Source organism: Pseudomonas sp. CGJS7 (assembly GCF_036961695.1).
In genome coordinates, this window is the sequence record NZ_JBAMDI010000005.1 from 68,454 (window position 1) to 87,489 (window position 19,036).

Consider the following 19,036-nt stretch of genomic DNA (forward strand, 5'->3'; position numbering starts at 1 on the left):
TTCTTTTTTGCTGGAAAGATAAGATGCCCGGCAAACCCATTGTTCACTCCGGAGTTGTCGCATGGATACCGTATCGCTGGCCAAGCGCCGTTACACCACCAAAGCTTACGATGCCTCACGCCGCATTCCCCAGGCCACTGTCGATGCCCTGCTCGAACAACTGCGCCACAGCCCGTCGTCGGTCAATTCCCAGCCTTGGCATTTCATCGTCGCCGACACGGCCGAAGGCAAGGCCCGCCTGGCCAAGAGCACTGCTGAGGGTTATGCCTACAACACGCAGAAGCTTCTCGATGCCTCGCACGTGATCGTGTTCTGCACCCGTACCGAGATGACTGAAGAACACCTGAACGCCGTGCTCGATCAAGAGGCCGCCGATGGCCGTTTCCGTGATGAGCAAGCGCGCGCCGGGCAAAACCAGAGCCGCCGCCACTACGTCAACCTGCACCGCTTCGACCAGAAGGATGTGCAGCACTGGATGGAAAAGCAGACCTACCTGGCGCTGGGTACTGCCTTGCTGGGTGCGGCGGCGCATGGGCTGGATGCCACGCCGATCGAGGGCTTCGACAGCAAGGTCCTCGATGCCGAACTGGGCTTGCGTGAGCGTGGGTTCACCAGCGTGGTGATCCTGAGCCTGGGTTACCGCAGCGAGGCGGATTTCAACGCCGGGCTGAACAAGTCGCGGTTGCCGGCATCGCAAGTGTTCACCTTCCTCTGAAGTTTTTGGGGCCGCTTTGCGGCCCTGGCAACGCTGGCGGTCAATCTGGCAACGCTGGCGGTCAATCTGGCAACGCTGGCGGTCAATCTGGCAAAGCCCTGGCTTCGACCGCCCGACCCGGCAAACTGGCAATGACCCGGCATATACCGCATACTTGTCGGCAAATGCCGAAAAGGAGCATGCCATGCTTGCCGAAGTGCTTCGCGACAACGGTTATCACGAGTACCGGGCGCGCCTGCAGGCGCTGCTGGACATTCCCGAGCTTGCCAGCGACTTCGAAATTCACACCCGCATCACCGATGGTTTTGCCGCCACCTGGTTGGTGAAGCTGACCGAGCGCGGTGTGCTCACCCCGGTGGAGCGCGACCAGATCATTCCGCTGCGCACCCTCAAATCCCGTATCGAGCGCGACCAACCGCTGACCGTGGATGAGAGCGATCGGCTGTTCCGCTCGGCCCACATCACCGCCATGGCCGAGGCCGTGTTCGGTGAAGCGGGCAAGGCCAAACGCTGGCTTTCCAAGCCCAAGGAACGTTTCTCGGGGCTGACGCCGATGCAGATGCTCACCACCCAGCAAGGCACCACTCAGGTCGAAGAAATGCTGCTGCAGATTGCCGAGGGCTATGGCCTGTGATTTTGTGGCGAATCAGCGCCTATGCAGACTTGAGCGGTACGGGGGGCTTGCGTGTAAGTGGCCGCTGGCACCAGGCGGGTCGGCCGGTGGTGTATGCCGCCACCAGTCCTCCCGGGGCGATGCTGGAAGTGTTGGTGCACCTGGAGATCGACCCCGAGGATTTCCCTACCACCATGCGCTTGCTGCGCATCGAACTGCCTGACACGGTTTCCCAGGCGCAGTTGCCCGCTTTGCAGCCCGGCTGGTCTGCCCAGCCTGAGTTGACCCGTACGCTGGGCAATCGCTTTCTGGATGACTGTTCGGCATTGCTGCTGCCGGTGCCAAGCGCGATCATGCCCAGCACCACCAATTACCTGTTCAACCCACGGCACCCGCAGGCGCAGAGCGCGAAAATCCAGGTTGAGGATTTCACGCCGGACAGCCGCCTGTTCTAGTGTGGTGTTTCTGAAACACCACACTAGGGCGTGGTCACCACAGTGCGGCCGATGCTGACGCCAGCACCCGGCCAAACACGTCGAGTGCCTTGTCCACGTCCGCCTCGGTGCTGAAACGGCCGATGCTCAAACGCACACTGTTGCGTGCCTGACGCTCATCCAGCCCCAGTGCCAGCAGCACGTGCGAGGCAGCGTTGCTCGCCGAGTTGCAGGCCGAGGTGGTCGACAAGGCCAGCTCGCCGGCCAGCGCCGCGCTGTTGAAGCCCTTGCTGTCGATGCACAGGTTCAAGGTATGGGGAATGCGTTGCTTGGCGCAGCCGTTCAGGGTAATGCCGGGCATGGCCAGCAGGCCTGTGCGCAGGCGTCTTGCCAGTTGCTCGAGGCGCTGGTGTTCGCTGTCGCCAGGTTGGCCGGCCAAGGCAAAGGCACTGCCCATGCCCGCTATCTGATGGGTCGCCAGGGTGCCGGAACGCAGGCCCTGCTCATGGCCGCCGCCGTGCATCTGCGCACGCATCAGCACGCGGGCGCGCGGCCCGACATACAGCGCGCCGATGCCTTTTGGCCCGTAGACCTTGTGCGCCGAAAAAGACATCAGGTCCACGGCCATCGTATGCAGGTCGATAGCCAGCTTGCCCACGGCCTGCGCGGCATCCACGTGCAGCAGGGCACCGTGGGCACGCACCTGCTCGCCGATCGCGGCAAAGTCGGTGACCGTGCCCAGTTCGTTGTTGACCGCCATCAGCGATACCAGGCGGGTGTCAGCGCGCAACGCTGCCTGCACGCTTGCAGGCTGGATCAGGCCATCGGCATCCGCTGCCAGGCGAGTAACGGCCCAGCCCTGGCGCTCCAGTTCGGCCACGGTGTCGAGCACGGCCTTGTGTTCCAGCTGGCTGGTGATCAGGTGTCCGGGCTGGCCGATGCCTTGGGCAATACCCTTGAGCGCCAGGTTGTTGGACTCGGTCGCTCCCGAGGTCCATACCAGCTGCTCGGCGTGCGCGCCGACGCACTCGGCGACTTGCTGGCGCGCCTGCTCCACGGCGTGACGTGCAGCCTGGCCGAAGGCGTGGCCGCTGGAAGCCGGGTTGCCGAAGTTGGCCTGGTTACCCAGGCAGGCGAGCATGGTTTCGATAACCCGGTCGTCGACGGGGGTAGTGGCGGCGTAATCGAAGTAGAGTGGGGCGCTAGGCATTGAGGGCGGGTCCGTGTCAGTGGCCGTGAAATCGGCGATCATTGACGTAAGCGTACCTGCCTACAGCGGTATTTTTTTCGTTTCCCTCAGGTCGATTCGCGATTATTTTAGAAAAAAATTCTCTATAGAAGATTTTTCATGGAATTTTCTACTTTGCCTGGTGAGGGGCCATCAATGGCAGCTCACCGGCACCTTCAGGCGTGCTCCAGAGCCTTTTCTTCCTCTGCCACCACGCGCTCGCACAATTCGGTGATCTGTTCGCGCATCCAGCGGTTGGCTGGGTCCTGGTCGGTGCTTTCATGCCAGTACAGGTGCGTTTCCAGTGCAGGGACCTCCACCGGCAGCGCCTGATAACGCAATTGATGGCGACGGGCGAAGCGCTCGGGAACCGTCATCGCCATGTCGGTCTGCTGCAACACCTGTGACGCCATCAGGTAGTGTTGCGAACGCAGGGCGACCTTGCGTTGAACACCCATCTTGCCCAGTGCCAGGTCGACGTAACCCAGGCCGTTGCGGCGGCTGGAGATATGGATATGGGTCATGCCCAGGTAGCTGTCGAGGGTCAGCTTGCTGTCAGCCAGCGGGTGGCCCTGGCGCAGGGCGCAGACATAGCGGTCTTGCATCAGTTTGATGTGGCGCACCTGCGGGTCGGTGTTCAGTGGCGCGTCGATGGCAAAGTCCAGGCGGCCGGCCGCGAGTTCCTTGGTGGTCTCGCGGCGCTTGCACAGGAAACTCTCGATCATTACCGCCGGCGCCAGGCGGCGCAGGCGCTGGAACAGCGGCGGCAAGATGATCGCCTCGGTCAGGTCGGTCATGCTGATGCGGAAGGTCTTGTTGGCCTGCTGCGGGTTGAACGTGCGGCTTTCCTGCACCGATGTCCGCAACAGCGCCAGCGCGTTGCGCACAGGGCCGATGATGTTCTGCGCCATGGGTGTGGGCACCATGCCTTGCGCGGTACGCACGAACAGCGGGTCATTGAAGGTTTCGCGCAGGCGCGACAGGGCATTGGACACTGCCGGCTGTGTAATGCCGACGATCTGCCCGGCGCGGGTCAGGTTGGCTTCGGTGTAGATCGCATCGAACACGATGAACAGGTTGAGGTCGACCTTGCTAAGGTTCATGGGCGCCGCTCTTTGTTGGAATTATCGGCCGATCATATATCGGTTATGAATGTTTATACACGCGGAAAATAGACTAGGTGGATGGAGCAATGCTGCTCTAGGCTCTGGCCCACGTACTCCGAACTGTGAAGGTAGCCCAGATGGATTTCGCCTATTCGCCCAAGGTCCAGGCACTGCGCGAGCGTGTCACTGCGTTCATGGACGCTTATGTCTACCCCGCCGAAGCCGTGTTCGAGCGCCAGGTCGCCGAGGGTGACCGCTGGCAGCCCACTGCAATCATGGAGGAGCTTAAAGCCAAGGCCCGCGCCGAAGGGTTGTGGAACCTGTTCTTGCCCGAGTCGGAATACGGCGCTGGCCTGAGCAACCTGGAGTACGCCCCGCTGGCAGAGATCATGGGCCGCTCGTTGCTCGGGCCGGAGCCGTTCAACTGCTCCGCGCCGGACACCGGCAACATGGAAGTGCTGGTGCGCTATGGCAGCGAGGCGCAGAAACGCCAGTGGCTGGAGCCGCTGCTGCGCGGCGAGATCCGCTCAGCGTTTGCCATGACCGAACCGGACGTGGCCTCCTCGGACGCCACCAACATGGCTGCTACCGCCATACGGGACGGTGACGAGTGGGTGATCAACGGCCGCAAGTGGTGGACGTCCGGCGCCTGCGACCCGCGCTGCAAGGTCATGATCTTCATGGGCCTGTCTGACCCTGAAGGGCCACGCCACCAGCAGCATTCCATGGTGCTGGTGCCTACCGACACGCCGGGCGTGAAGATCGTCCGCCCGCTGCCGGTGTTCGGTTATGACGATGCGCCCCATGGTCATGCCGAAGTCCTTTTCGAGAATGTGCGGGTGCCGTACGAAAATGTGATCCTTGGTGAAGGACGCGGCTTCGAAATTGCCCAGGGCCGCCTGGGCCCAGGCCGTATCCACCACTGCATGCGCTCGATCGGCATGGCCGAGCGCGCACTGGAGTTGATGTGCAAGCGTTCGGTGGAGCGTACTGCTTTTGGTCGGCCACTGGCCCGCTTGGGCGGCAACGTCGACAAGATCGCCGACTCGCGCATGGAAATCGACATGGCCCGGCTGCTGACGCTCAAAGCGGCCTACATGATGGACACCGTCGGCAACAAGGTGGCTCGTAGCGAGATCGCCCAGATCAAGGTGGTGGCGCCGAACGTGGCCTTGAAAGTGATCGACCGGGCTATCCAGATACATGGTGGGGCAGGGGTAAGCGGCGATTTCCCGCTGGCCTACATGTATGCCATGCAGCGCACCCTTCGTCTGGCTGACGGGCCGGATGAAGTGCACCGGGCCGCGATTGGCAAGTACGAAATTGGCAAGTATGTGCCGGTGGAGATGTTGCGTAGCGGGCGGTGAACGCGTCAGCCTGCGCCGGCCCATTCGCGATCAAACCCGCGCCTGCAGTGATTGCGCAAAGTCCTGCAACTTGTAGGACGTATCTGAATTTTGGCTGAGGCCACTTGAATCTCCCTTGCTGGTGATAGGTTTCCAACCTGAATCAAGTACAGGGAGTTCATATATGCGCGTCAATCTAGAGGGGAAAGGTCAGGCGGTAGATGGCGATGTCACCACAACGGGTGCTGTCTGTATTGCGACGGGGGCCGGCTATCTAGACGAAGGCCGAATGGTGCTCCGTGAAGGCGACCACACCACGCCATGCCCTCTTTGTGGGCAGGCGGGAACTGTCGCCGAAGGTGTGGATCACTTTATTTCAGATGGCCAGCGGGTGGCTATGGATGGTGCGTTGGTTGTCTGTGGCTGTTCGCCGGGCACCAACCGGGTAGTCGCGCCCTTGTATGAGGCTCCGCCCTCCATGCACTCCATTGCAGGGCGTGCCAATACCCACGCTGCCGAGCTGTCACCCACCTTCAACCCCGAGCGCTTCTCCCAACCGGTAATAGGTGCACTGCCTGGTTCGCTGGAGCCTGGCTTCTACGTGGTTCCACGACGCATGTCGTTTCCCCAGATACTGCTTCAACTGGCCGGTCACGATTCCACGTTGCCGGTCTCACGGTTACAGCGGCTCAATCCCACGTATGCGCAAGGGTTCAAAGCTGGGGAAATCTTCGTTATCGGTGATCCTGACAATGGAAATGCCTGCACGCGCGAAGAGGGAGAGCTTATGGCGGCTGCGCAGCATGCGCGGCGTGCGCTGGAGGCACTCGACTACGTCGAAGCGGATTTCATGATGCAGCACCAGGCCGAAATCGCCGGCTTGCTCAGCAACGCCAGTCTGTCCATGGGCGTGGGCAAGGACATGCTGGATCAAGGCTTGAAACAAGTAAGCGATACCTTGACCAGCATCGAGCAATTGCACCAGCGTGAGTTCATGCACCATGGCCATTTGAATAGTCCGGGTTTCTTCGCCGAGCGCAGGCGGTTGTTGCAGCAACTGGATGGCCAGTTGAAAGCGGCGTTGCTTAATAAGCAACTGAATCTGGGGAGCTATGAGCGGCTGAAGAAGAGCTTGAATATCTCTACCAAGAGCCTGGTGCACCATTGGTCGAAAGCGGGCGGACCGGGGCAGATTCCGGGGTATGCGACACATCTTGAGAAGGTGGCGCGGTTAAGTAAGTACCTGCAATACGGAGGGTATGCAGCGATTGGGCTGGGCGGGACCTCGTCTTATCTGAAAGTAAAAGAAGTCTGTCGGGCCGGGGAGACTCGTGCTTGTCGAAAGGTTCGGTTTACTGAAGCGGGAAATTTTGTAGGGGGTCTAACGGGAGGGTTGGTAGGTGCCTCTGGTGGAGGTGCTGCAGCAGCTGCGTTATGCGGTATTTTTGCGGTGGGTACCGGTGGGTTTGGTGCAGTGTGCGGGATTGCGATCGTTGGCGCAGCCTCTTCTGCAGGCGCTATTGGTATTGGCGCCCTCGGAGAGCGGACCGGTGAACTCCTTCATGAGGTGACTGATGATTGACTTTGACAATTGGTCCCCATTGTTGCAGATAGGATTCCTGATTGCGCCTTTCGTCCTAGGCCTTGCGGGGATCGCTATCAATGTGAAAATTGCTTTGTCGAGTGATTTTGATGTCGCCCTTTCAGCGATCACGAGCAACCCCTATCTTGAGCAGATGAAACCCGTATGGGGCGGACGAAACCTAAGGCATCGATGCCTACTGATGAGTACAGTAAGCGCTTTGGTCACATTCCCAAGGTTACATTCACGCCTCGGATGGTTGAACGAAGCGGAGCTTGACAATTTTCCCCCAAAGTTGAGGCGAGATATGGGAGCAGCCCTTTGGTTGATCTTGATTGCCTCACTTTGGGGAGCGGTTGGTTACTTCATCATCAAGCAATGATTGCAACTCAGACCCGTAACTGTGGGTCATTCTTTTTTTGTCCCGTTGTTTTCTTATCGTTAGCTGCTTTTTCTATCGTCTTGTCGTCTTTATTCAACGTCTGCCCCCGCGTCTTGATCAACGAAATCACCACCCCACCCAGCAACAACCCGAATGTCACGCCCAACGACAGCAGCGCCGGCACCTTGCCCACCATGCCGTGGTAGAAAATCTTGCAGCCAATGAAGATCAACACCAGCGCCAGTGCGTACTTGAGGTAAACGAACCGGTGCATCAGCGCCGCCAGCGCGAAATACAGCGAGCGTAAGCCGAGGATGGCGAAGATGTTGGAGGTGTAGACGATGAACGGGTCCTGGGTGATAGCGAAGATCGCCGGCACGCTGTCGACGGCAAATACCAGGTCGGCCAGTTCGATCAGTACCAGCGCCAGAAACAGCGGGGTGGCATAACGCAGCGCCTTGCTGTGCCCGGCCGGGGTGTGGCGTACGAAGAAGTGCGAGCCATGGATCTGGTCGGTAACCCGCATGTGCCGCCGCACGAACTTGAGGATCGGGTTGTTGGCCAGGTCTGGGCGGCTGTCTTCCTTCGACAGTGCCATTTTCACCCCGGTAAACAGCAGGAAGGCACCGAAGATGTACAGGACCCAGGCAAAGTTCTGTACCAGCGCCGCGCCCACGCCGATCATGATGGCCCGCAGGAACACCACGCCCAGGATGCCCCAGAACAGTACGCGGTGCTGGTAGCGGCGGGGGATGGCGAAGTAGCTGAAGATCATCGCCATGACGAACACGTTGTCCATCGACAACGATTGCTCGACCAAAAAACCGGTGTAGAACTCCAGTGCCGACTGCGCGCCCAACTGGTACCAGACCCCCGCGCCGAACAGTACACCGACACTGAAATAGCCTGAATACAACAGCAGGCTCTCGCGCATTTCAATTTCCCGGTCGTGGCGGTGCAGCACGCCCAGGTCGAGCACCAGCAAACCGATGACGATGGCCATGAACACCAGCCACAACCAGGCGCTGGTACCGAGGACAGGTGTTGTGAGGAATGCTTGCAGAGCTGTCATGAGCCCCTCCTTGAATGTCGACGTTGCAAGGCAACAGTGATCCGACATGGCGGCTTGGCAGCCGTCAGAGGGGCCCGGTATCACATGGGCTTGAGCCTAGACCCGTTTGCCCGTGATGCCGAATGGGGAGCTGTTACATTTCTTTGCCAGTGCAGAGCTCAGGTCCGCAATCCTTTGCTCAGCCCTTTCCCTTCTATTAAGTAGCCCCGGTTATAGCCAAAACCAATCGAAAGCATGAGCTTTGCCAATGAGCCTTCAGCGGGATGATTAGTTAGGATTCTATCCATCAACTGATTCCAACCCCATGAAGGAGCGTCTCTCATGCCAATCATCAACAGCCAGGTCAAACCCTTCAACGCCACCGCCTACCACAAAGGCGAGTTCGTTCAGGTCAGCGAAGCCGATCTGAAAGGCAAGTGGTCTGTCGTGTTCTTCTACCCGGCCGACTTCACCTTCGTTTGCCCGACCGAGCTGGGTGACCTTGCTGACAACTACGCCGAGTTCCAGAAGCTGGGCGTGGAAATCTACGGTGTTTCCACTGATACCCACTTCACTCACAAAGCCTGGCACGACACTTCGGACACCATCGGCAAGATCGAATACCCGCTGATCGGTGACCCGACTCACGTCATTTCGCGCAACTTCGACGTGCTGATCGAAGAAGCTGGCCTGGCCGACCGCGGTACCTTCGTGATCAACCCGGAAGGCCAGATCAAGATTGTCGAGCTGAACGACGGTGGCGTAGGCCGTGATGCTGCTGAACTGCTGCGTAAGGTCAAGGCTGCCCAGTACGTTGCCGCTCACCCAGGCGAAGTGTGCCCGGCCAAGTGGAAAGAAGGCGAAGCCACTCTGGCGCCGTCGCTGGACCTCGTAGGCAAGATCTAAGGTCATGCCCATAACGCGGGCGGTAAGCAGCCGCCAAAGCTGAAATACCTACCGCCCCGTCAAGCGCCCGGGCGACCTCGCCTGGGCGTTTTTGTATCCGAGTTTTGAAAAAGGAATCGCCCGTATGTTGGACGCCACGCTTAAATCGCAACTGAAAACCTACCTGGAGCGGGTCACCCAGCCGATCGAGATCGTTGCTTCCCTCGACGACGGCGCGAAGTCCCGCGAATTGCACGACCTGCTGGTGGAGATTGCCGGCCTGTCGAACCTCATTACCTTCAGCGCGGACGGTACCGATGCCCGTCGCCCTTCGTTCTCGCTGAACCGCCCGGGTGCCGATATCAGCCTGCGCTTCGCCGGCATCCCCATGGGTCACGAGTTCACCTCGCTGGTGCTGGCACTGCTGCAAGTCGGTGGCCACCCGTCCAAGGCCAGTGCCGAAGTGATCGAGCAGATCCAGGCCCTGGAAGGTGAATTCAACTTCGAAACCTACTTCTCGCTGTCGTGCCAGAACTGCCCGGACGTGGTCCAGGCACTGAACCTGATGGCGGTACTCAACCCCAACGTGCGCCATGTTGCCATCGACGGTGCGCTGTTCCAGGACGAAGTGGAATCGCGCAAGATCATGGCGGTACCGAGTATCTACCTCAACGGTGAAGTGTTTGGTCAGGGCCGTATGGGCCTGGAAGAAATCCTTGGCAAGATCGACACCAACGCTGGCGCCCGCCAGGCCGAGAAGATCAACGCCAAGGAAGCCTTTGACGTGCTGGTCGTCGGCGGTGGCCCCGCTGGCGCCGCTGCTGCCATCTACGCTGCCCGCAAGGGCATCCGCACCGGTGTTGCCGCCGAGCGCTTCGGCGGCCAGGTGCTGGACACTCTGGCCATCGAGAACTTCATCTCGGTGCAGGAAACCGAAGGGCCGAAGCTGGCCACGGCGCTGGAAGAGCACGTCAAACAGTACGACGTCGACATCATGAACCTGCAGCGCGGTGAAGCGCTGATTCCGGCTGCCGAGGGCGTTCTACACGAAGTGCGCCTGGCGGGGGGCGCTTCGCTGAAGGCCAAGACCGTGATCCTGGCCACCGGCGCCCGCTGGCGCGAAATGAACGTGCCGGGTGAGCAGGAGTACCGCGGCCGCGGCGTGGCCTACTGCCCGCACTGTGACGGCCCGCTGTTCAAGGGCAAACGTGTGGCAGTGATTGGCGGCGGCAACTCGGGTGTGGAAGCGGCTATCGACCTGGCTGGTATCGTCGCCCAGGTGACGCTGATCGAGTTCGACAGCCAGTTGCGTGCCGATGCGGTGTTGCAACGCAAGCTGCGCAGCCTGCCGAACGTCAACGTGATCACCAGCGCGCTGACCACCGAGGTGCTGGGCAATGGCGAGAAGGTGACTGGCCTGCGCTACAAGGACCGCACCACGGATGAAGAGCACGAAGTGGCACTGGAAGGCATCTTCGTGCAGATTGGCCTGCTGCCCAACACTGACTGGCTGAAGGGCACCGTCGAGCTGTCGCCGCGTGGCGAAATCATTGTCGACGCCAAGGGCCAGACCAGCATCCCGGGTGTGTTTGCCGCAGGTGACGTGACTACCGTGCCGTACAAGCAGATCGTCATTGCGGTGGGTGAGGGGGCCAAGGCGTCGCTCGCGGCCTTTGACCACCTGATTCGGACTTCGGCACCGGCGTAAGCCTGTACGGCCCTTTCGCGGTTGAGTCCGCTCTCACAGGACTGCGCAGTTGTTGAAACTGTGAAAATCCCCGTAGGAGCGGGTTTACCCGCGAAGAGGCCGGACCTGCTGGCCAGTCTCCACCCGTCGTTCACCGTTGTCGCCGCTACCGTATTCGCGGGTAAACCCGCTCCTACGCAGATTGGTGGTGGACACACCTCGGGGGTTGGACACAGGCCGTCGTGTAGGAGCGGGTTCACCCGCGAAGAGGCCGGCCCTGCTGGCCAATCTCCACCCGCCGTTCACCGTTGCCGCCGCTACCGTATTCGCGGGTAAACCCGCTCCTACACCTGATCGGGGGTGGACACACACCGGAGTTTGGACACAGGCCGCCGTGTAGGAGCGGGTTTACCCGCGAACACCGGCAGAGCCGGTGCCATTACGCGACCCCTTGCGATATCAGCCCAGGCAGCGGGTTACGTGCTTGACCGACTGATAGGCCGACAACCCCCAAGGCCCCAGCTCACGGCCGATCCCGCTGCCCTTGGTGCCCCCCCATGACGTTTCGACGAACACCGCCTGCACCGAGTTGATCCACACATGGCCAACCTCCAGCGCATCGGCCACGCGCTCGGCGCGTTCCAGGTCGGCGGAGCATACTGTAGCCACCAGCCCGAAGCGGCTGTCATTGGCTTCGGCAATGGCCTGTTCCTCGGTGGCAAAGCGCCGTGCGCAGAGCACCGGGCCAAAGATTTCCTCGGTCCACAGGCGGCTGTCTTTCGGCACATCGGTATACAGCGTCGGGCTGACGAACCAGCCTTCACGGTCCAGTGCATGGCCGCCGGCCAGGCACTGCAAACCTTCTTCCCGCGCCGTGGCAAAGTAGCTGGCCACCTTCAACCATTGCGCCTGGCTGGTCAGCGGGCCCATGTCGACCTCTTCGGTCAAAGGATTACCCACCCGCAGGTTTTCCAGTGCCGCCTGCAAGCGCGGCAGCAGTGCATCGGCAATGCCGTCCTGCACCAGCAGCCGCGATGTGGCCGAACACATCTGGCCGGCATTCCAGCTGATGCCGGCAACAATCCATTCCACCGCCTGGTCGACATCGCAATCATCGAACACCACGATGGCCGACTTACCGCCCAGCTCCAGCGTCACCGGCCGGCACTGCGCCGAAGCGCTGCGCATCACCTGGCTGCCGACGCTGTTGCTACCGGTGAAGGACAACTTGTCCAGGCCATTGTGATTGCTCAGTGCGGCGCCGGTCTCGGCCTTGCCGTTGACGATGTTCAGCACCCCGGCGGGCAGGCCCAGGGCGTCGGCGATCTGGCCGTAGGCCTGCTCGATCAGCGGGGTGACCTCTGAAGGCTTGAGCACCACGGTGCAACCGGCGGCCAGGGCCGGGGCAAGTTTCCAGGCGCTGGTCACCAACGGGAAGTTCCACGGCACGATCAGGCCGACCACGCCCACCGGTTCAAGACGGGTGCGGGCGGTGAAACCCGGCGCAGCCAGCGGCACAGTGCGGTTTTTCGATGGCAGCTGCTCGGCCAGCTCGGCGTAATAACCAAAGGTGGCGATGGCGTCATCCAGGTCGATTTCCGCTTCGTGACGCGGTTTGCCGTTATTGCGCATCTGCACGGTGACAAGCGCTTCACGGCGCTGCCCGAGCTGTTCGGCAAAACCACGCAGGAAGGCGGCACGTTCACTGGCGCTGGTGCTTTTCCAGGCGGGCAGGGCGCTGCGGGCAGCGGCGACGGCCTGGTCAACCTGGCTCACGCTGGCGGCCATCAGCTCGGCGAACGGTTGCCCCAGCGCAGGGTCGTTGACGCTGATGCAGTCGCTGCCTTGGCCTTCGACCCAATGGCCGGCGATATAGTGGGAAGTGGTCATGGTCGGTTTCCAGTCAGGCCATTTCGGCGGTGGTCACAGGCGTATGCGCGGTGCTTTTGCAACGCACCCATCGCGGGCCCAGGGGGCCATACACGCCAGCAGGTTCAGGGAACAGGTTGAGCAACAGCAGGTACAGCACGCCAGCCAGCCCCAGCGTGACCGGCAGGCTCAGGTCGATGCCGCCCGCCAGGTCACCCAGTGGGCCGACGAACTGCCCCGGCAGGTTGACGAAGCACAGGCCAACCGCCGCGCTGGGGATCCACGCCCCCATGCCGCGCCAGTTCCAGCCGTGCAGGAACCAGTAGTGGCCACCACGCTGGCCGCGGGTGAATACCTGCAGGTCGTCGGCGTGGTAGAAGCCGCGGCGGGTAATCAGGCCAAGGATCATGATCACCATCCACGGGCTGGTGCAGGTAATGATCAGCACGGCAAAGGTCGATACGCTCTGCACGAGGTTGAAGGTGAAGCGGCCAATGAAGATGAAGCCAATCGCCAGCACGCCGATCAGCAGCGTAGCGCCAGCACGGCTGAGCAGGCGCGGGAACACGCTGGACATGTCCAGGCCGGTGCCATACAGCGCGGTGGTGCCGGTGGACATGCCGCCGATCACCGCAATCAGGCACACCGGAAGGAAGAACCAGCTTGGCGCTACCGCCAGCAGGCCGCCGACATAGTTGTTGGCGGCAATGTAGTCGGGCGCCTGGGTGGCGACCAGGGTGGCCGTACACAGGCCGAACAGGAACGGAATCAGCGTCGCCCCCTGTGCCGCGATCACTGCCAGCATGATGCGTGCCTTGGGGGTTTCGCGTGGAATGTAGCGCGACCAGTCACCCAGGAAGGCGCCAAACGACACCGGGTTGCTCATGGCCAAGATCGCCGCGCCGACGAACGCAGCCCAGAAGCCTGCCTGGCCAAGGTTTACGCTGCCTGCGTAGCCGGCATCGAAGGGCCCGGCAAAGGCGACGATGCCCAGCAGGAACAGCAGGCTCGAGGCCCAAACGGCAATCTTGTTGACCCACAGCATGAAGCGGAAGCCAAAGATGCATACCACCAGGACCAGCACCGCGAACACACCGTAGGCCAGGCCCAGGGTCAGGTCGGTCTCTGGCAGGCCGGCCAGGCGCTTGGCACCACCGACCAACGCATCGCCCGAGCTCCACACCGAGAGCGAGAAAAACGCCACCGCCGTAAGCAGCGACAGGAACGAGCCGACGATGCGCCCGTGTACACCAAAGTGCGCACCCGATGAAACGGCGTTGTTGGTGCCGTTAAGCGCGCCGAACAGCCCCATCGGTGCAAGGATCAGCGCGCCGATGCCAACGCCAAGCAGAATCGCCCACACACCCGCCTGGAAAGACAACCCGAAAAGCACCGGGAAGCTGCCCAGTACGGCGGTAGCGAAGGTATTGGCACCGCCGAAGATCAGGCGGAACAGGTCTAGCGGGGAGGCGTCGCGTTGATCGGCGGGGATCTGTTCGACGCCGTTGGTCTCGATACCGGTCGAGTGGCTCATGGTGGTGCTCCAGCGCGGTTGTTGTAGCCAGCGCAGTGCGCGGGCCTTCTTGTGGGTGCGATGGCAGGGCGGCAGCGCCGCGTAAAGGGTGATCAGGCCGGTGTTACGACCGACAGGTGCTCGTGGCAGGCCAGCCACAGGTCACTATGGCGACGGAAGACGATGGTCTCGCGCTCGCTCAACGGGTGTTCTTCACCGCCGATGCGGATACGCGTGGCCACATCGTGCATGAACACAGCCACGTCGCCTTGCAGGCTTACATGGGCGTTGCCCGATTCGCAGGCAAGCACGGTAAAGCCCTCGGCCTGCCACTGGGCCCAGAGCTCTTCATAGGCGCGACGCGACAGCAGCGGATACGGCAAGGTGTGGAACAGAAAGGTGGCGTCTTCGCTGAAGCAAGCGAAATAGCGGGCGGTGTCGTTGCTGGCGAACGCCGCGACGAGGTCGGCGGCGGCTTGCCGCACTTGAAGTGTCTGGTCCACGGGAGTGGCCTCACGGTTTATTGTGATTGTGGTGAAGCGATTCTGGTGGCGGTGGGCGAGGGGAAAAATCGCTGGCGGCAAATAATCAGTTCAGGAATTTGTGAAGTGATGGGGGCGCCAGGACAGGCAAGCCGACTGACGGTCTCTCTCACCCCCCATCCTTGCCTACGCTGATACTCCCAACCCGCTGAAGCAAGGAGATCCACCGTGGCCTTCCAATACAAGCGTCTGGACAAGAACAACGCAGCCGTACTGCTGGTCGACCATCAGACCGGTTTGCTCTCGCTGGTAAGGGACATCGACCCCGACCGCTTCAAGAACAACGTGTTGGCCCTGTCCGACCTGGCCAAATACTTCAAGCTGCCGACCATCCTCACCACCAGTTTCGAGACTGGGCCCAACGGCCCGCTGGTGCCGGAACTGAAAGAGCAGTTCCCTGATGCCCCCTACATTGCACGTCCGGGCAACATCAATGCCTGGGACAACGAAGATTTCGTCAAAGCGGTAAAAGCCACCGGCAAGAAGCAGCTGCTGATTGCTGGTGTGGTCACTGAAGTATGCGTGGCCTTCCCGGCCCTGTCGGCATTGGAGGAGGGCTTCGAGGTATTCGTCGTCACCGACGCCTCTGGCACGTTCAACGAACTGACCCGTGACTCGGCTTGGCGACGCATGGAGGCTGCCGGGGCGCAACTGATGACCTGGTTCGGCGTGGCCTGCGAACTGCACCGTGACTGGCGCAACGACATCGAAGGGCTGGGTACCTTGTTCTCCAACCATATCCCGGACTACCGCAACCTGATGACCAGCTACAACAAGCTGGCCAAATAGTGCCTCCCGGGGGCTGCACGACAGCCCCCACATCAATCTGCAAGCGAAGCGGCAAACTGGCATTAATCGACCATACTCACTCTTCATCAGCCTTCAGGAGCGTGTCATGTCGAAGCCGTCCAGGAAGCCCCCCCAAAAACAGCCAGAAAAACTGGGCGGCAAGGCCTACGAAAAAGCGCTCAAGAATCTGCATGTAGAGCTGGTGAAGCTACAGGAGTGGGTGGTGGCCAAGGGCCTGAAGGTATGCATTGTCTTCGAAGGCCGCGATGGCGCCGGCAAGGGCGGCACCATCAAGGCCATTACCGAGCGTGTCAGCCCACGGGTGTTCCGTGTGGTGGCCCTGCCCGCACCGACCGAGCGGGAAAAGACCCAAATGTACCTGCAGCGCTACCTGGGCCATCTGCCAGCGGCGGGCGAAGTGGTGATCTTTGATCGCAGTTGGTACAACCGAGCGGGCGTTGAGCGGGTAATGGGCTTTTGCTCTGGTGAGCAAGTGGACAAGTTTCTGGCCGGTGTACCTGTGTTCGAAAGGGTCATGGTCGATTCGGGGATCATCCTCATCAAGTACTGGCTTGAAGTCAGCGCCGATGAGCAGACCCGGCGCCTGCAGGACCGCATCAACGACGGCCGCAAGCTGTGGAAGTTATCGCCGATGGACCTCAAGTCGTATAGCCGCTGGGATGAATACACCCAAGCGCGTGACGAAATGTTCCAGGCGTCGGATACCGCTTGGGCACCGTGGTTCATGGCCAATTCCAACGACAAACGTCGCGCCCGGCTGAATATCATCAGCCACCTGCTCAGCCGTATTCCCTACAAGGACATAACCCGCGACCAGCAGGTGAAGCTGCCCAAACGCGGCAAGATCGGCAAGTACAAGGCAGTCGCCTACCCGTTCAAGTTCGTCGAAGAACGCTTCTGAACCCCTCCCAGCAGGGAGCTGCGAAGGTACGAGCTCATGCCACATGACGGCAGCCTGTTGCAGGCGACGGTGGTATTCCTTTTGGCGGTGGTACTTCTGGTACCGCTGGCGCAGCGTCTGAAAATGGGCGCAGTACCGGGATACCTGTTGGCGGGTATCCTGATTGGTCCGTCGGTGTTTGGCCTGCTCGGCAACCCGGACAACGTGGCGCGGCTGTCGGAAATGGGCGTGGTCATGCTGTTGTTCGTGATTGGCCTGGAGCTGTCCCCAAAGCGTCTGTGGACCATGCGCCGGGCGCTATTTGGCGTCGGCAGCTTGCAAGTGGGGCTGACCGCTGTGCTGCTTGGGCTACTGGCATTCTGGCTGTTCGACCAATCGAAACCTGCCGCCATCGTGCTGGGCCTGGGCCTGGCGCTGTCGTCCACTGCCTTTGGCTTGCAGGTACTGGCCGAGCGCAAGGACCTGGGCAAACCTCATGGCCGCATGGCCGTGGCCATCCTGCTGTTCCAGGACATTGCCGCCATTCCCTTGATTGCCGTGGTGCCGCTGCTCGGTGGCGATGTCAGCACTGCTGACGAAGGTGCCTGGCCCTTGCTGGCTGTGGTTGTCGGCATTGGTGTGCTGATTGTTTTTGGCCGTTATCTGCTGACCCCGATATTCAAGTGGACGGTGGGTTCGGGCCTGCCTGAACTGTCGACCGCCACGGCCTTGCTGGTCGTGCTGGGCACCGCCTGGTTGATGGAGCATGTGGGTGTGTCGATGGCGCTGGGGGCCTTCCTGGCCGGTGTGCTGATGGCCGAGTCGCCGTTTCGCCACGAACTGGAAACCCAGATCGAGCCGATCAAAGGCCTGTTTCTTGGATTGTTCTTCGTTGGCGTAGGTATGAGTGCCGACCTGCGCCTGCTGTTCGGCATGCCGCTGATGGTGTTGGGCCTGACGTTGCTGCTGGTCGCCATCAAGCTGCCCTTGTTGTATGGCCTGGGGCGCACGATGGGTGGGCTCAACAAGGCCCAGGCGCTCTGCCTGGGCGTGGTGCTGGCTTCGGGGGGCGAGTTCGCCTTCGTGGTGTTCAAGCTGGCGCTGGAGCACCAAGTGCTCACGCAAGCAGTACACGACCTGCTGGTGCTGGCCATCACCTTGTCGATGGCGGTGGTGCCCTTGGTCATGATGGCCTTGGCGCGGCAGCTGCGCGATGACAGCCCTGTGCAGGCATCCCCTGAAACGGGGCAGTGAATTGCGCCGTGCTGGTGCATTGAATATCGGGAGATGAATCATGCAGTCGAGTTTCAAGTTGGACAGCGCCCTTTCGCGGGGCTTGCTCGATGTGCTGATCAAGGCCGGTCTGGTGGCAGCCTTGGTGATCTTCGCCTTCCAGGTGTTCCAGCCGTTCCTGGAGTTGATGCTGTGGGCGGTGATTCTGGCGGTCACCTTGTACCCGTTGCATTGCCGCATCCAGCGCCGCACCGGGCTCAAGCAAGGCTATGCGGCGACGCTGGTGGTGCTATTGGTTCTGGTGCTGCTGCTGGTGCCTATCTACCTGGTAGTGATGTCCATCGGCGAATCGGTGGACAGCCTGGTGACGCTACTCAAGAGCGGCGCCTGGAGCGTGCCGGTCCCGCCTGATTCCGTGGCGGCCTGGCCACTGATCGGGCCGAAGGTGCACGCGCTGTGGTTGGCGGCCTCCGAAAACATGGCCAGTGTACTGAATCAGTGGATGCCCCAGATCAAGGGGGCCGGGCTAACGGTGCTGGGCGCTGCGGCCAGCGCCGGCGGGGCCTTTCTTCTGTTCATCGGTGCAATCATCATTTCCGGGGTCATCATGGCCTTCGGTGAACGAGGTGAAATCGCTACCCAACGCATCGCCATGCGGGTTTCAGGCGCAGAGCGCGGTAAACCCTTGGCCACGCTGTGCACGGCCACCATTCGCGCGGTGGCACAAGGGGTGATCGGCATTGCCTTCATCCAGATGCTGCTGATCGGTGTTGGTTTTGTCATCAAAGGGGTTCCCGGTGCCGGGATGCTGGCCATCGTCATCCTCATGCTGGGCATTGCACAGGCCCCGGCGACGCTGGTGACCTTGCCGGTGATCATTTATGTGTTCAACGCCGAAGGCTTCACGGTGGCGACCATCATTTTTGCCATCTACACCTTCGTCGCCGGCCTTGCCGACAACGTGCTCAAGCCGCTGCTGCTGGGGCGCGGGGTTGATGTACCGATGCCGGTGGTACTGATCGGGGCATTGGGCGGCATGGTGGTCAAAGGCATCATCGGCTTGTTCATCGGCCCGGTAATCCTCGGCGTGACGTACGTGCTGTTCTGGCAATGGGTTGCGCTGCAGGTGCCGGAGCAACCGGCACCCCCTGCCGCCTAGG

18 protein-coding genes are annotated in these 19,036 nt (G+C 61.2%); 12 read left to right on the forward strand and 6 right to left on the reverse strand.

Annotation, left to right across the window (positions count from 1 at the left end; translation table 11 throughout):
• Positions 1–61: 61 nt before the first annotated feature.
• The 3 genes from V7787_RS05345 to V7787_RS05355 all read left to right on the forward strand — a co-directional run bounded on the left by V7787_RS05345 (position 62) and on the right by V7787_RS05355 (position 1,783).
• Positions 62–715, forward strand: coding sequence for an oxygen-insensitive NAD(P)H-dependent nitroreductase NfsB (locus V7787_RS05345; protein ID WP_014591578.1), 654 nt, complete (start codon positions 62–64; stop codon positions 713–715).
• A 184-nt stretch (positions 716–899) separates the two neighbouring features.
• On the forward strand, positions 900–1,349 hold the full coding sequence (locus tag V7787_RS05350; protein ID WP_003250525.1) for an antitoxin Xre/MbcA/ParS toxin-binding domain-containing protein: 450 nt from the start codon (positions 900–902) through the stop codon (positions 1,347–1,349).
• Positions 1,346–1,783: an RES family NAD+ phosphorylase gene (locus V7787_RS05355; protein ID WP_003250527.1), complete on the forward strand. Its 438-nt coding sequence runs from the start codon at positions 1,346–1,348 to the stop codon at positions 1,781–1,783. Before V7787_RS05350 ends, V7787_RS05355 begins: the two co-directional genes overlap by 4 nt.
• A 34-nt stretch (positions 1,784–1,817) precedes the next feature.
• Here the strand turns inward: V7787_RS05355 and V7787_RS05360 are convergent, their stop codons facing one another.
• Complete coding sequence (locus V7787_RS05360) at positions 1,818–2,972, reverse strand: cysteine desulfurase family protein (protein ID WP_064492465.1); 1,155 nt, start codon at positions 2,970–2,972, stop codon at positions 1,818–1,820.
• Between the two features lie 194 nt (positions 2,973–3,166).
• On the reverse strand, positions 3,167–4,093 hold the full coding sequence (locus V7787_RS05365) for a LysR family transcriptional regulator (RefSeq protein WP_336086246.1): 927 nt from the start codon (positions 4,091–4,093) through the stop codon (positions 3,167–3,169).
• A 140-nt stretch (positions 4,094–4,233) separates the two neighbouring features.
• Between V7787_RS05365 and V7787_RS05370 the strand changes: the two genes are divergently transcribed.
• The 3 genes from V7787_RS05370 (at position 4,234) to V7787_RS05380 (ending at position 7,406) form a co-directional block, all read left to right on the forward strand.
• The gene (locus V7787_RS05370; RefSeq protein ID WP_064492457.1) at positions 4,234–5,463 is read left to right on the forward strand and encodes an acyl-CoA dehydrogenase; all 1,230 of its coding nucleotides are present in this window, start codon (positions 4,234–4,236) and stop codon (positions 5,461–5,463) included.
• A 163-nt stretch (positions 5,464–5,626) separates the two neighbouring features.
• Positions 5,627–7,024, forward strand: coding sequence for a PAAR domain-containing protein (locus tag V7787_RS05375; protein ID WP_064492458.1), 1,398 nt, complete (start codon positions 5,627–5,629; stop codon positions 7,022–7,024).
• Positions 7,017–7,406, forward strand: a complete 390-nt coding sequence (locus V7787_RS05380) for a hypothetical protein (protein ID WP_064492459.1) — start codon at positions 7,017–7,019, stop codon at positions 7,404–7,406. Before V7787_RS05375 ends, V7787_RS05380 begins: the two co-directional genes overlap by 8 nt.
• A 7-nt stretch (positions 7,407–7,413) precedes the next feature.
• Here V7787_RS05380 and V7787_RS05385 read toward each other — a convergent pair whose 3' ends face one another.
• Positions 7,414–8,478 (reverse strand): TerC family protein, encoded by a 1,065-nt coding sequence (locus V7787_RS05385; RefSeq protein WP_064492460.1) that lies wholly within the window; start codon positions 8,476–8,478, stop codon positions 7,414–7,416.
• Positions 8,479–8,799: 321 nt separating this feature from the next.
• Between V7787_RS05385 and ahpC the strand changes: the two genes are divergently transcribed.
• Both ahpC and ahpF read left to right on the forward strand, forming a co-directional pair.
• The gene (gene ahpC, locus V7787_RS05390) at positions 8,800–9,363 is read left to right on the forward strand and encodes an alkyl hydroperoxide reductase subunit C (protein WP_003250537.1); all 564 of its coding nucleotides are present in this window, start codon (positions 8,800–8,802) and stop codon (positions 9,361–9,363) included.
• A 124-nt stretch (positions 9,364–9,487) separates the two neighbouring features.
• Positions 9,488–11,050 (forward strand): alkyl hydroperoxide reductase subunit F, encoded by a 1,563-nt coding sequence (gene ahpF, locus V7787_RS05395; RefSeq protein ID WP_064492461.1) that lies wholly within the window; start codon positions 9,488–9,490, stop codon positions 11,048–11,050.
• Positions 11,051–11,488: 438 nt separating this feature from the next.
• Here ahpF and V7787_RS05400 read toward each other — a convergent pair whose 3' ends face one another.
• From V7787_RS05400 to V7787_RS05410, 3 genes are all read right to left on the reverse strand, one after another.
• Complete coding sequence (locus V7787_RS05400; protein WP_064490912.1) at positions 11,489–12,919, reverse strand: aldehyde dehydrogenase family protein; 1,431 nt, start codon at positions 12,917–12,919, stop codon at positions 11,489–11,491.
• A gap of 13 nt (positions 12,920–12,932) precedes the next feature.
• A complete protein-coding gene (locus V7787_RS05405; protein WP_004575698.1) occupies positions 12,933–14,432 on the reverse strand; it encodes a purine-cytosine permease family protein in 1,500 nt (499 codons plus the stop codon).
• 92 nt (positions 14,433–14,524) lie between these two features.
• A complete protein-coding gene (locus tag V7787_RS05410; protein ID WP_064490913.1) occupies positions 14,525–14,914 on the reverse strand; it encodes a YybH family protein in 390 nt (129 codons plus the stop codon).
• Between the two features lie 207 nt (positions 14,915–15,121).
• On the opposite strand from V7787_RS05410, the gene ycaC reads away from it, so the two are divergent.
• The 4 genes from ycaC to V7787_RS05430 all read left to right on the forward strand — a co-directional run bounded on the left by ycaC (position 15,122) and on the right by V7787_RS05430 (position 19,035).
• Positions 15,122–15,742, forward strand: coding sequence for an isochorismate family cysteine hydrolase YcaC (ycaC, locus tag V7787_RS05415; protein WP_010951959.1), 621 nt, complete (start codon positions 15,122–15,124; stop codon positions 15,740–15,742).
• 106 nt (positions 15,743–15,848) lie between these two features.
• Positions 15,849–16,664, forward strand: a complete 816-nt coding sequence (gene ppk2 / locus V7787_RS05420) for a polyphosphate kinase 2 (RefSeq protein ID WP_064490914.1) — start codon at positions 15,849–15,851, stop codon at positions 16,662–16,664.
• Positions 16,665–16,700: 36 nt separating this feature from the next.
• Positions 16,701–17,897, forward strand: a complete 1,197-nt coding sequence (locus tag V7787_RS05425; RefSeq protein ID WP_064490915.1) for a monovalent cation:proton antiporter-2 (CPA2) family protein — start codon at positions 16,701–16,703, stop codon at positions 17,895–17,897.
• Between the two features lie 40 nt (positions 17,898–17,937).
• Entirely contained in the window at positions 17,938–19,035 is a 1,098-nt protein-coding gene (locus V7787_RS05430) for an AI-2E family transporter (RefSeq protein WP_064490916.1), read from the forward strand.
• Position 19,036: the final 1 nt, after the last annotated feature.